Raw genomic sequence first — 13,490 nt, 5'->3', positions numbered from 1 at the left:
TCTGGCTCAGGACATAGGTTACACATGCCGTGATTTGGGTTACGGGGAGCCGTTCGCTATGGAAGGTGGACCATTGTCGGTGGTCAGTCGCACCAGTAAAAAAGTGTGTCGAAGACGTAGTACGGACCGTCGAAGACCGTCGGAATTTCAATTCCGTCTGGAGCGGGAAGAATGAGCGGAGCGCGTGGCAAAAGCTCGATGTGAAATTTGCCAAGGACATCTGCAACCGTAGCAATGAAGTCGGTCCAATCGCCGTCTGGAAGCAAACCGACGTTGCTGACTTCGATGAATCCGGCAGAACTGCCCTTGCCGTCCTTGTTTTCGGCGCGCGCGCTGGCGCCATAGGCTGCGAGCGGAGCGAGACGGGACAGGTAAAGCAGGATGCCGGTGGTCTCGACATACGTCGGAAAATCACGACGGGATCTGCCATCTCCGGGATAAAGGAAGGCGGAAACATACGAAGCGTAGCCGCTGCCATGGTGACAGGTTTCACGGATGACATTAACTCCAGGCTGCTGCTCCAGAGCAGAAAGAACTACGGAGTAGAACTGCCACGCATCCTGATCGGAACCGCTAATGAAAGGCTCGAAGTTGCCGAATAGTGTTTGGGAGACCGAATCGTGCATGATGGCCTCGGTAATTTCGATTGGGTAAGAGGAATGCATCAAAAGTTCCTTTTGGGTAGAAAGGCTAAATTCATTGTTTTTTCTCATGCCTCAATTTTACCCATTTTGTCGAGATTATATTGTGGGTCTATGAAACCAAGCAGCAATGATTCAGGCATACCGCAGCGATGCGGCATGCCACTTTAGGGTCTGCAGTGTTTTGGCGGAACGCTGGGACCGACAGACAGGAATGTCTGTCGTACTTGGCGAGATGTGTTTGCGGCTGGAGGGAGGTGAAGAACGTATCGGATGGAAGTGGCAAGAGTGGGAGGTCGGAGCATTGTCAAGCTGGTCGAGAGACGTGGCTTGACGGTGGCTTCGACTCTTGGTCTTTTGTTGCCCTGCCCTTTCGTCATTTGCCTTTTTAATTTCGTTATTCGTTCATGCCTTCCCCTCGTGCCAAACCTGATCTGCTCGCGAAGCTGCGTGATGTGCCGCATGTGCCGGGGGTGTATATTATGAGGGACCGGCTGAACAATGTGATCTATGTGGGGAAGGCGCGGGATTTGAGGAAGAGGCTGGCGAATTATTTCACGCCGGCGAGGTCGCAGCTGGCGGATCGGAAGACGCGGGCGCTGATCGCGAGCATCTGGGATTTTGACTTGCATGAGGTGCGCAATGACACGGAGGCGCTGGTGCTGGAGGGGAAGCTGATCAAGGAATTTCGGCCGCGATACAATGTGAGCTTCCGCGATGACAAACGCTACTTCATGGTGCGGGTGCACTTTGGGGATGCGATCCCGCGGCTGTCGACGACGCGGCTGAAGAAGGATGATGGGGCGCGGTATTTTGGCCCCTTTCCGCATGGGATGGCGCTGCGGACGACGCTGAACTGGCTGAACAAGAAATTTGGCCTGCGGGTGTGCCGACCACTGAAGCCGGGCGAGGCAGACTACAAGCACTGCAGCAATGACATCATCAAGAACTGCTCGGCGCCGTGCATTCTGCGCATCTCGCTGGAGGATTATAAGAAGCGGGTGGAGCAGGCGTGTGAGTTTTTGGACGGGAAGTCGAAGGATCTCATCACTGCGCTGGAGGAGGAGATGCAGCATGCGGCGGCGCGGATGGATTTTGAGAAGGCGGCGGAGCTGCGGGACATGGTGGAGGATTTTAAAAAGACGCTGATTCCGACGCGAACGTTTGAACGCGGAGCGCGGGCGCGGGTGATCCGGAGCATTGATCCGATGGCAGATGTGCGGGAACTGCAGGAGCTGCTGCATCTGGAAAAGGCGCCGCTGGTGATGGAGTGCTTTGACATCGCGAACATCGGCACGGCGCACTGTGTGGCGAGCATGGTGAGGTTTAAAAACGGGGTGCCGGACAACTCGAACTACCGGCGGTATCGCATCAAGGCGGTGAGCGGGCAGAATGATTTCATCAGCATGGCGGAGGTAATCCGGCGGAGGTTTTCACGCATTTTGCTGGAGGGGAGGCAGGCGGCCGGGGATGATGCGGAGTTTTCCCAGGAGGCACCGATGGAGGCGATGCGGAGACTGGAAATGACGAATGACGAAGGTGGCACGTCGAGTGACGAGAGCGCGGAGACGGTGGAAGGAAAACGGAAGGCGACTTTCGTGCGGCTGCCGGATCTGGTGATCGTGGATGGGGGCAAGGGGCAGCTGGGGATGGCGGTGGCGGAGCTGCAGAAGCTGGGGCTGCATGAGCTGCCGATCATCGGCCTGGCAAAGGAAAACGAGGAGGTGTACAGACCGGGGGAGAGCTATCCGGTGATCATTCCGCATGAGCGCGGGGCGCTGAAGCTGCTGCAGCGGATTCGTGATGAGGCGCACCGGTGGGCGAATGGGTACCACCAGCTGCTGCTGGGCAAGCGAGTGGCGGAGAGCATTCTGGATGACTGCCCAGGAATCAGCGAGGCGAGGAAGGCGGCGCTGCTGAAGGCGTTTGGCTCGGTGGCGCGACTGCGGAAGGCGACGGTGGAGGAGATCGCGGGAGTGCCGGGGATCAGCAAGGTGCTGGCGGGGCAGGTGCTGGGTTTTTTGGAGAGCCGGTGAAGCAATCAGAATGGGAGTGGCCGAAAGAGGGAAAAGAAGGGAAAAAATCGGAGGCCGGAAACTGGCAGCGAAACGCGACATCGTTTTGCGGACAAGGGCGCATGTATGGCAGTGCCGGTTCCAGCCGGGTTCGGCCACTGCCCCAATCACTCCAGTTCTGGCGGCACGCTCCCGTAGGTCCATGGAACGCCTTTGCCCGCCCCGCCAAACGGAGGTGCTTTCGGGGGCTCAGGCTTGGGTTCAGCGCTCATCTGGTTTGCCAGTTCCACTCCCTTTTTGGCCATCTGAGTTCCTGCGGTGATCTCCAGATTTGAGTACGCCGTCAACCGCGTTTCATACCCGCCGCCATGCGGGCCGAAGGCCTCCTCCGTGGGGACGTAGCCGACGATCCCGTTCGAGAGCTCGCAGGGAAACGTGAACGCATGCTGGCTGCCTTTTTTGATGTCGAGGCCATACTGCACGAAGTACTCCGCCGGGTCAGACACAAAACACACCGGCCCTACCTTGATGCACTGCACCTCGCAATCGACGACAGGAGTGACCCGGTTCAAGTGGTCCAGCATCAGGATTTCCTTCGCAAACAGGTAGTCCGTCGGATCGCCCGGCGCTCTGGCCTTGCTGGCGATCTCGAGGCTCTTCTGCACATGCTGCGCGGAAGGCGGCCGCCGTTTGATTTTCAGCACCTCCTGCCGGGTGTCGATCGGTGCTGCTGTGAACTTTGGCATGGAGAGGAGCACACGTATGGCCTCCGCACCGATCCTGCCGCCCACGAGTTTGCTCCACTCTTCCGGCTTTGGGTTTTGGTAGGGGCTCAGGTTGTCCACCTGTGTGATGTCTCCGCAGGCGCCTTGCAGAAAGACCACAGGAGCGTGCGTGTCCATGCCTCCCTGAATGGTTTTTTCCAAGTATTGAATCCAGTTTGCCGAGATGCCGCCGGGGTTCGTCGTGGCATGGCAGGCATAATTTACCACCACACCCACCAGCTGCCCCTGCATGTCCCAAGCACCGATGACGCCCACCTGCGGATCGATCGGACCCGCATATTCGATGATGTCCGGGTTCCCCGGGCGCGGGTGGCTCCACGTCTGGCCGTTCTTCATTCGCAGACGGCGGTTGTAGGCAACCTTGTCCTCGTGGCCAAAACCGCAGCCCAGCTGCACCGGCACTTTGCTTTGATTTGCCGCCACCACACCCGCCACGATCTCATGCGTGAGCCGCAGCAGGTAGCCGGGGTCTGCGCAGGAGGACTCCTCATACGCGAGCTTTTTCACCAGATCGGAGGCGGTATCATACTCTCCGGGCATGACCATGCCCACCGGACCCGAGCTGTGCGAGTGCGAGGCGCAGATGAGCACAGCGTCTCCCTTGATGCCGGTGGCTTTTTCAATCTGCGCACGCGCATCCAGCACGACCTGGCGTGGCACCACGAGCGTGTCCAGGCCGATGGTCACGGCCGTCTTTTTACCGTCGTCAAACAAGGCCACGCGCACCTTGCAGGCGTCGTGAAAGGTGCGGTGGTAGCTTTTTCCATAGCCTCCCGGCTGCTCCATGCCGATCCCCGGAGTGATGTCCCGTTCGGCAAATCCCGCTTTGATGTCCGAAGAGGCGGCCGGGGTCTGGGCGTGGATCGAGACGGTGAGCAGGCAGGCGAGGGCAAAAAATGGACGCATCCCAGCATTACGTCATTGCGGAGACATTTTGGAGATGAAAAACTTACAATACAACTTGGTGTGAATATTGCATATTACCCGTGCTCCCAACTACCGTTGAACCGTTTGATTCCCTAACGATTCGTGCAGGCCACCTACTACATTGCCAAAGGACAGAAGACGCTCGGCCCGTGTTCCAAGGACGATCTGCGCAATTTTCTTGCCTACGGCTCCATCCGAGACAGCGATCTGGTAAAGCGTGAGGATGAAGAGCAGTGGCGGCCGGTTTCCACCCTGCTGGAACTGCATGCCGAGGGGCAGGTCCTCGCAGATGGCCTCACGGTGCTGCCGCTTCGCCGGCGGGTGGCTCGTTATCGGGACTACAATCGCGTGCCTTACAATCAGCGTGGCGGCACCGTGCTGCGGCGCATGATCACCGGTTTTCTGTTTTTCCCGCCCATGCTCTGGTGGGCGGCTGTGGCGCTCTATTCCGACCACATCTTCCGCCAGAAGAAGGACGAGAACGGCTACCTGATCGTCTGGAAGCGGTGGGTTGAGGTGCTCGTCACCGTATTGATCATCGTGAACGCCATTGCGTGGTGGGTCTGCATCACCTACGCCTCGTGGATTCTGGGACCCGGGCTCGCTGAACTTTCCAAAGGCATGGGGGAGGCGCTGGATGTGATCAAAGGGCTGCTCAACGACACTTCCGCCAAGTGATTTATCCCGTGCCGGCGGCGACCTGCGCGCTCTTCGGCAAGCACTGGGTTGCCGTTTCTTGTGCGGCATTTGGCATCCTGAGCCCGCGCTGACATCTGCATGGATGCCATGGCGTTGGTTCAGGCATGAAAGCCTTCCACCCACTTTCTTTTCTCGCCACCGCACTGTTTGCCCTCACGGCACACGCAGCGTCCGTGGACACCTCTGCTGCTTCCAAACAGGTCGATGCACTCCTGGCCAAAAGCTGGCAGAAGCACAAGATCAAGCCGAATGCCCCGGTGGATGACGCCACTTTTCTGCGCCGTGTTTACCTGACGGTGGTGGGCCGCATTCCCACACTCGATGAGGCCCGCGCCTTCCATGCCTGCCAGATGCCGGACAAGCGCGCAAAGCTCATCGACTCACTGCTTTCCAGTGAAGGATACGTGCAGAATTTCTTCAACTACTGGGCGGACGTGCTGCGCGCTCAGACACAGGGAGTGGCAGGCGGCACCACCTCGCAGAATTACCTGAACTACATCCGCACCGCGCTGCGGGAAAACAAGCCCTGGGACCAGATGGCCCGCGAGCTCGTCTCCAGCGAGGGCACCTGCTTCGACACCGGTGCCATCGGTTACTACATGCGCGACCGCGGCATGCCGCTGGACAATCTCTCCAACACCACGCGCATCTTTCTCGGCACCCGCATGGAGTGCGCCCAGTGCCATGACCATCCCTTCGACAAATGGACGCAGAAGCAGTTCTACGAGATGGCGGCCTTCACGCACAACATGAGCGCCTCCAGCTACCGCTCCAAGAGCGCCGAGGAAGCGCAGAAGATGCTGCGCGCGGACAAGTCGCTCGACAGTGAAACCCGCGACCTCATGCGCCAGGCGCTCAGTGAAGCCATGCGCCCGCTGCGCGACACCCTGGTGGTGCAAAACAAATCCCAGCTCCGTCTCCCGCATGATTACAAATACAAGGACGCCAAGCCCAAGGACGTCGTGCAGGCCTCTGTGATGTTTGGCAAACCGGTGACGCTGCAGAAGGAGTCCAACACCATCGGCGAATTTGGCCAGTGGCTCACCTCAGCGGAAAATCCCCGTTTCACCACCATCATCGCCAACCGCCTCTGGCAGCGCGTTTTCGGAGCGGGCCTGTACGAGCAGGTGGATGAAATGATGGACAGCAGCGTCGCTTCAAACCCCGAGTTGATGCATTTCCTCGAGCGGCAGATGGTCGCGCTGAAGTATGACATGAAGGACTATCTCCGCCTGCTGCTGAATACGCAGGCCTTTGCCCGTGAGAGCACGAAGGAGATATCTCCTGGCACACCATACTTTTTCCAGGGTCCAGTCTTCCATCGCATGCGCGCCGAGCAGGTCTGGGATTCTCTGGTCACACTCGTGAGTCCGGATCCTGATCAGCCCAACTGGAGCAGCCGCGAGCGCGAGCGACGCGATCTTGAAAACCGCCATCACCTCGCCGGCTTGCTCGACAAGACCGAGGCTCCCCTCCTCTTTGAGGCTGCCAAGGAAGTCGCCGCCGCCATGCGCGAGCAGAACAAGCAGTTCGACGTACTTCGCAAAGAGCTCGATGAAGCCCGCGCCAAAGAGGACAAGGCGAAGGCCAAGGACATCCAGCGCCGCCTCGGCGAAAGCCAGCGCATTCTGCGCGAGCAGGTTTCCAAATGCTTCTACGCCGCCGCCAAGAAGTCCGGCAATCAGGACATCCAGAAAGAGCTCGCCGCCGTCAGTGGAGAAGGCCCCATGGAGATGGCCATGATGAACCTCATGGAAGACAGCCGCGTGGATCCCAAGGCCGCTCCTCTCAATCCGAAAATCATGGCCACACTCAAGGCGGAAGAAACTGTCCTCGGCATGAAGGATGAGAAGAGCATCAAGGGCTTCGAAAACTACCAGCGCACGCTTCATCAGACCTGGAGCCGCGCCGCGGAGCTTCCTTCTCCCGCACCGCGCGGCCACTTCCTACGCGAGTTTGGGCAGAGCGACCGCGAGATCATCGAAAACGCCAATGATGAAGCCAGTGTGCCGCAGGCGCTGACGATGATGAACGGCTCTCTTCTCAATCAGCTTACCAGCGCGTGGTCCACCTTGAGCATCAACCTGCGCAAGGCCCAGACCAACGACGAAAAGATCGACACCCTCTTCCTCAGCCTCTACTCGCGCAAACCGAATGCGAAGGAGAAGGCCCACATGCTCCAGACTCTGGAGAGCTACGCGTCTTCCAAAACTCTGTGGGAGGACGTCACCCTCGCCGCCCTCAGCACCCAGCGCTTCATCTTCGTCGAATAACCAACAGCTTCTTTGATTCCGCCATGAAAACGCCATCCAACGATCTCTCCCGCCGCGCTTTGCTGACCCGCATGGCCCAGTCCTGCCTCGGCGTCGGTCTGCTTCCCTCCATGGAGCATCTGTTCTCCAGCAAGGCCTTCGCCGTCGGTGAAGGCAGCGCCACCGCCAAACAGGCCGCCACCGCACGCAATGTCATCTTCCTCTACATGACCGGTGGCCAGAGCCATCTGGACACCTGGGATCCCAAGCCGGAAAACAAGGAAGTCGCCGGTCCGGTGAAGGCCATCAAGACCAGCGCCGATGGCGTGCTCCTGAGTGAATACCTGCCGCGCATGGCCAAAAAGATGCACCACGCCTGTGTCATCAATTCCATGGCCACCAACACCGCCGCGCATGAGCAGGCGAACTACTTCATGCATACGAGCTTTGGTCTGCGCAGCACCATCAAGCATCCTGGCATGGGCGCATGGCTCAGCGTGTTCCAAGGCCCCGGCAATCCCGCTCTCCCGCCCTATGTCTATGTGGGCAATGACAGCCGCCATCCTGGCGCCGGCTTCTTCGCCAAAAAGCATGGCCCCCTCATGGTGAACAATCCCGAGGCTGGTCTGCAGAATGTGACTCCGCAGAAGGGGGGGACCGAGGAACGCTTCGGCATGCGTCGTGATCTCGCCCACTCTCTCGATGCCGATTTCCAGGGCAAATGGGACACCCGTGGAGTCAAAGCCTATGCGGATGTTTATGACGACGCCGTGAAGCTCATGAAGAGCGAGGACCTCGCCGCTTTTGACCTTACCAAAGAGCCCGATGCCGTACGGCAGGCCTATGGCAAGGACACCTTCGGTCAGGGCTGCCTGCTCGCACGTCGCCTCGTGGAGCATGGCGTGCGCTTCATCGAGGTGAGTTTTGGCAGCTGGGACACCCACGTGGCCAATTTCATCAACGTGCCGCAGCTTTGCAATACGCTCGACACCGCACTCGCCGCCCTCATCACCGATCTGGAGCAGCGCGGCATGCTGGACAGCACCATGATCGTGGTCAGTTCGGAGTTCGGCCGCACCCCCAAGATCAATCAAAACCAGGGCCGCGATCACTACCCCGTCTTCTCCTCTGTCATCATTGGCGGTGGCATCAAAGGCGGCATCAAATACGGTGCCACCACGCCGGACGGTGCAGGTGTGGCCGCCGACAAAGTGGGCCCGCCCGATCTGAATGCCACCATCGGCTATGCCCTCGGCCTGCCGCTGGACCAGGTTGTTTATTCACCCACCAAGCGCCCCTTCACCGTGGCGGACAAAGGCCAGCCGCTCACGCATTTGTTTGCGTGATATCATGAGCCTCTGCAAGGAGGTCTGGACGTTCAGCCAGGGTCTGGCTGTGGGTGTGAATGAATACGGCGGAGTTTGCGGCGGGTTGCGGGACCAGGATGGTCCCACTCCTGCCGGAGCTTCGCTGTGCGGATGCCTGGGAGGAGGGGAATATCTTGATCCCCTCAAGGCTCCGCGATCATCCAGCGCTCCTCGTCGGTTGAGACTAGGGTGCGCAAGGAAACCGAGACCTCTTTTTCGTTGCCCTTAGTGTTGGATGTTGATGACACTCTAACAAAAAACGCCCGGCAGATTTCTCCGCCGGACGTTTTTGTTTAGCTTTAGGTTATCAGGCCTGCAGCCCGATTAGATGGACTTGTAGTCCCAGCCCTGGCGGTAGGCCGCGCGGGTGATGAGAGCATTGGCTTCTGCATTGTCGGACTGCTGCTTGGAGGCGTCCCAGTTGATGACCTTGCCCGGGTTCGCGATGGCCAGGTTGCCGAAGAGGCAGAGCTTGGTGAGGGGGACGGAGTAGTCGAAGTTGCTTCCGCAGATCTTGTCCTGCTCGATGGCGCGGATCAGTTCCAGCTGCGGCTCGCCTTCGGCCAGAGCGCCCTCGATCTTGAGTTCAGGGGACTTGCCTCCCAGGAAGTCGGTCATCTTGGTGGCTGGGATGAGGCGTGGGCTGCCGCAGTAGTCGTCCGTGTTCAGGATCACGCCGGCATCGCCACGAAGCAGGAAGCCGCCTTTGATCTTGTCCCAGTCGCGCTCGGCTTCCAGTTCCGCCGGACGCTCAGGCTTCAGGCTGCCTTCATACCAGTGCAGCTTGATCTCGCCGTACTTCTCCGTCTTGAAATAGAAGATCACGTGGGAGGACTTCGGCCAGCTCACATCTGTGAGTTCGGTGCACTCGGCTTCCATCTTGTAGGGTTCGCCCAGACCGCAGGCCCAGAAGGGACCGTCCAGCAGGTGGCAGCCCATGTCTCCCATGGCTCCGGCGCCGTACTCGCGATGACCGCGCCATGCGAAGGGATGCAGGCCGTTGATGTAAGGAGTCGCGGGCACAGCAGCCTGCCAGGCGTCCCAGTTGAGGTTTGCAGGCACATCACCCGTGACGTACTTGGCTTTCGCCTCGTTGCCCTGGGGCCAGATGGGGCGGTTGGTCCAGACGTGGATTTCTTTGACGTTGCCGACGATGCCTTCGCTGACCCACTGCTTGAGGAAGCGGATGCCCTTGCCCGTGTGGCCCTGGTTGCCCATGTTCGTCTTCACGCCTTTTTTCTTGGCTGCTTCGTGCAGCTGGTTGGCTTCCCAGATGCGGTTCACCAGAGGCTTCTGCACGCAGACGTGCTTGCCGCGCTTGATGGCTTCCATCGCCGCAGGGTAGTGGGCGTGGTCCGGGGTGGACACGGTGCACATGTCGATCTTGTCGCCCATCGCGTCAAACATCTCGCGGAAGGTCTCAAACATCTTGGCGTCCGGATACTTCTGCTGCGCCTGCTTCAGACGCTCGCGGTCCACGTCGCAGATGGCCACGATGTTCGCTCCCTTGGCGGAGATGCCCACGTCAGAGCCTCCCTTGCCACCGGCGCCGCCGATGCCTGCGACATTGATTTTTTTGACGCCGCCTTCCTGGCCAATCAGCAGATTGGGCATGAAGATGCTGCCGGCAGTTGCGGCGGTGTTGCGGAGGAATTGACGACGATTTTGGAAGAGCGAAGGCTTCATGGGAATGGATTGGGCCGCGAAGATAGCGGAGCGCCGCTCAACTACGCAATCAGAAACGCGCTTTATTCCACGAATGGTTTTTGCCTACACAGGCTGCGTCACGGGATTTTGGCGTTCGCCGCACGCAGCTTGCTGTGTTTTTTGCCGTAGCCAAAATAGATCACCAGGCCGATTGCCAGCCAGATCACCAATCGCTCCCAGGTCTCCCGGTCCAGCGCCGCCATCATGCCAAGGCATACCAGCGCGCCCAGGATGGGCACCACCGGCACCAGCGGGCAGCGGAATCCGCGCTCCAGGCCGGGCTTGGTGTGGCGCAAAATGACCACCCCCACGCATACCAGCACAAACGCGAGAAGCGTGCCGATGCTCGTCATGTGGCCCACCACCGATCCCGGCACGAGTGCCGCGAACAGCCCGGTGAAAACCATGAACAGGATGTTGCTGGACACCAGCGTGTGTGTCTTTGGATTCACCTTCGCAAACACCTGCGGCACCAGGCCGTCCTTCGCCATGGAGAAAAACACGCGCGACTGCCCCATCAACAGCACCAGGATCACCGAGCCGTAGCCCGCCAGGATGGCGCAAATGATGGCCGTCTTCATGAAATGGTAGGGCGTCTTGCCGATCGCGATCGCCACCGGTGCGATGCCGTCATGACCGCGGAATTCCTGATAGTTCGCCACGCCCGTGAGCACGTGCGCAAACAGGATGTAGAGCACCGTGCAGATGGCCAGAGATCCCAGGATGCCCAGCGGCAAATCCCGCTTCGGATTCTTCGCGTCCTGTGCCGCAGTGGAGACGGCGTCAAAGCCGATGTAGGCAAAGAAAATCACCCCTGCGGCACGCAGGATGCCGGACCAGCCAAACTCGCCAAAGTGCCCGCTCACGTTCTCCGGGATATACGGCACATGGTTCGCCGGATTCATGTAACCCCAGCCCAGCGCGATGAAGCACAGCACCACGGAGATCTTCAGCGCCACGATGATGTTGTTCACCGTCGCCGATTCCTTCGTGCCTTTGATCAGCAGCGCGGACATCAGCACGATGATAAAAACTGCGGGCAAATTCATGATCCCATGGATCACGGTTCCGTCCGCCAGCTTCGCCTCTGAAAACGGCGAGAGCATCCACGGCAGCCACCGGTTCGCCACGTCCTGTCCGGCCATGATGCCGATGAGCTTGTTTAAATAGCCCGACCAGCTGATCGCCACCGTCGCGGCCGCCACGGCATACTCCAGCACCAGATCCCAGCCGATGATCCACGCCATCAGCTCGCCCATCGTGGCATACGAATAGGTGTAGGCGCTGCCTGCTACCGGGATCATCGAGGCGAACTCCGCATAACAGAGCCCAGCCAGAGCACAGCCGATGCCCGCGATGATGAAGGAAATCGTCACCCCAGGCCCCGCAAACTCTCCTGCCGCCTGCCCGGTCAGGGAGAAAATCCCCGCCCCGATGATGGCACCGATGCCCAGCGTCGCGAGATTGAGCGCCCCCAAAGAACGCTTCAGCGTCACATGGGCGTCTCCTTCTCCTTTCTCGGCTTCATGGATGATGGTGGGGATGTCCTTGGTGGCAAGAAGCTGGTTGGGCATGGTGAGAGAAGTCTTCGAGTGAGCAAAATCAGGACAAGGCTAGCAGACACTGCGCCAGAATGGCAATCACGAATCCGCTGCCTTTGCAGATCCGGCCCAGAAATGCTCTTTGGGCATCGTTTGTGCTTGGCTAATGGTGTCTTCACCCCCTAAAAGGCTTCATGGACTTTGCAAAAATCGCTTCAGACCTCTCAGGCATTGTCTGGGGCCCGCTTCTCATCATTCTCCTGTTCGGCACTCATCTTTTTCTGACGGTGCGCACCGGTTTCATCCAGCGGTATCTGCCGCAGGCCATCCGCATCTCCTTTTCCCGTCAGAAGGAGGGGGAGGGAGATGTGACCCAGTTTGGAGCGCTGATGACGGCTCTGGCGGCCACCATCGGCACCGGCAACATCATCGGCGTAGCCGGTGCGGTGGCCACGGGGGGACCGGGAGCCGTGCTGTGGATGTGGCTCACGGGCGTGTTTGGCATCGCCACCAAGTATTCGGAGGCCGTCCTGGCAGTGAAGTATCGCGTCACCATGCCGGATGGCAGCATGGCCGGCGGGCCCATGTATGCGCTGGAGCGCGGGCTGGGGCAGAAGTGGCTGGGCGTGGTGTTTGCCATTTTCACCTGCATTGCCGCCTTTGGGATCGGCAACATGACTCAGGCCAACAGCATTGTGGAAATGCTCATTGAAAGACTCAAGCCGGAATCCGTGTCCCAGGTCTCACAGCTTCGCTGGATCGCCGGCGGGGTCATGGCGTTGCTCACGGCGGCGGTGGTGCTCGGCGGGGTGAAAAGCATCGCCAAGGTGTGCGGCCTTTTGGTGCCGGTGATGGCGGTGGGCTACGTGCTGGGCTGTGCGCTGATCCTGATCAAAAACTTCTCTTTGCTGCCACAGACGTTTCTGGACATCTGGAACGGTGCCTGGACCGGTCAGGCGGCGGTAGGCGGCTTTGTGGGTGCCGGGCTGAAGGAAGTGGCACGCGCGGGCATCGCACGCGGTCTTTTCTCCAATGAGTCCGGCCTGGGCTCCGCGCCCATCGTGGCGGCTGCGGCGCAGACACGCAATCCGGTGCGCCAGGCGCTGGTGAGCAGCACGGCCACCTTCTGGGACACCGTGGTGGTCTGCCTCATGACTGGTCTGGTGGTGGTGAGCAGCGGGCATTGGAAGGACGGCATGCCCAAGGCCGCGCTGACCAGCGCCGCTTTCAATGACCTGCACAGCTGGGGGCCGCACATTCTTCTTTTCGGCCTCATGACCTTCGTCTTCTCCACCATCCTCGGCTGGGGCTACTATGGTGAAAAGGCTGCCGAATACCTCTTCGGCACGCGCTCGGTGAAGCCTTACCGAGTCCTCTGGGTTCTTGCAGTGCTTTTTGGCTCCGTCCAGCCGGCGCAGGCCGTGTGGGACTTTGCCGACGCCGCCAACGGCCTCATGGCCATCCCCAACCTCATCTGCCTGATCTGCCTCAGCGGGGTCATCGTGGCCGAAACCAAGGCCCACAAGCACGAGCTGACCGGCCGGGGCTGAAAAAGT

General features: G+C 59.7%; 9 protein-coding genes. 5 read left to right on the top strand and 4 right to left on the bottom strand.

All coding sequences use genetic code 11. The features are described from left to right. Positions 1-83 precede the first annotated feature (83 nt). A complete protein-coding gene (locus tag ACILSR_RS16740; RefSeq protein WP_395750935.1) occupies positions 84-713 on the bottom strand; it encodes a hypothetical protein in 630 nt (209 codons plus the stop codon). A gap of 335 nt (positions 714-1,048) precedes the next feature. On the opposite strand from ACILSR_RS16740, the gene ACILSR_RS16735 reads away from it, so the two are divergent. Next, the gene (locus tag ACILSR_RS16735; RefSeq protein WP_395750934.1) at positions 1,049-2,677 is read left to right on the top strand and encodes a GIY-YIG nuclease family protein; all 1,629 of its coding nucleotides are present in this window, start codon (positions 1,049-1,051) and stop codon (positions 2,675-2,677) included. A gap of 146 nt (positions 2,678-2,823) precedes the next feature. Here ACILSR_RS16735 and ACILSR_RS16730 read toward each other — a convergent pair whose 3' ends face one another. Then, the gene (locus ACILSR_RS16730) at positions 2,824-4,347 is read right to left on the bottom strand and encodes a hypothetical protein (RefSeq protein WP_395750933.1); all 1,524 of its coding nucleotides are present in this window, start codon (positions 4,345-4,347) and stop codon (positions 2,824-2,826) included. Between the two features lie 123 nt (positions 4,348-4,470). On the opposite strand from ACILSR_RS16730, the gene ACILSR_RS16725 reads away from it, so the two are divergent. The 3 genes from ACILSR_RS16725 to ACILSR_RS16715 all read left to right on the top strand — a co-directional run bounded on the left by ACILSR_RS16725 (position 4,471) and on the right by ACILSR_RS16715 (position 8,665). Then, on the top strand, positions 4,471-5,046 hold the full coding sequence (locus tag ACILSR_RS16725) for a DUF4339 domain-containing protein (protein WP_395750932.1): 576 nt from the start codon (positions 4,471-4,473) through the stop codon (positions 5,044-5,046). Between the two features lie 125 nt (positions 5,047-5,171). Next, positions 5,172-7,340: a DUF1549 domain-containing protein gene (locus ACILSR_RS16720; protein WP_395750931.1), complete on the top strand. Its 2,169-nt coding sequence runs from the start codon at positions 5,172-5,174 to the stop codon at positions 7,338-7,340. Positions 7,341-7,363: 23 nt separating this feature from the next. Next, the gene (locus ACILSR_RS16715) at positions 7,364-8,665 is read left to right on the top strand and encodes a DUF1501 domain-containing protein (RefSeq protein ID WP_395750930.1); all 1,302 of its coding nucleotides are present in this window, start codon (positions 7,364-7,366) and stop codon (positions 8,663-8,665) included. Positions 8,666-9,010: 345 nt separating this feature from the next. On the opposite strand, the gene ACILSR_RS16710 is transcribed toward ACILSR_RS16715, so the two are convergent. After that, positions 9,011-10,372, bottom strand: coding sequence for a Gfo/Idh/MocA family protein (locus ACILSR_RS16710; protein WP_395750929.1), 1,362 nt, complete (start codon positions 10,370-10,372; stop codon positions 9,011-9,013). A 98-nt stretch (positions 10,373-10,470) separates the two neighbouring features. Continuing rightward, a complete protein-coding gene (locus ACILSR_RS16705; protein ID WP_395750928.1) occupies positions 10,471-11,967 on the bottom strand; it encodes an amino acid permease in 1,497 nt (498 codons plus the stop codon). A 161-nt stretch (positions 11,968-12,128) separates the two neighbouring features. Here ACILSR_RS16705 and ACILSR_RS16700 point away from each other — a divergent pair, with 161 nt between their 5' ends. Further along, positions 12,129-13,484, top strand: coding sequence for an alanine/glycine:cation symporter family protein (locus tag ACILSR_RS16700; protein WP_395750927.1), 1,356 nt, complete (start codon positions 12,129-12,131; stop codon positions 13,482-13,484). Positions 13,485-13,490: the final 6 nt, after the last annotated feature.

Source organism: Prosthecobacter sp., assembly GCF_044222565.1.
Classification (GTDB): domain Bacteria; phylum Verrucomicrobiota; class Verrucomicrobiia; order Verrucomicrobiales; family Verrucomicrobiaceae; genus Prosthecobacter.
This window is presented reverse-complemented; position numbering and strand designations above follow the sequence as displayed.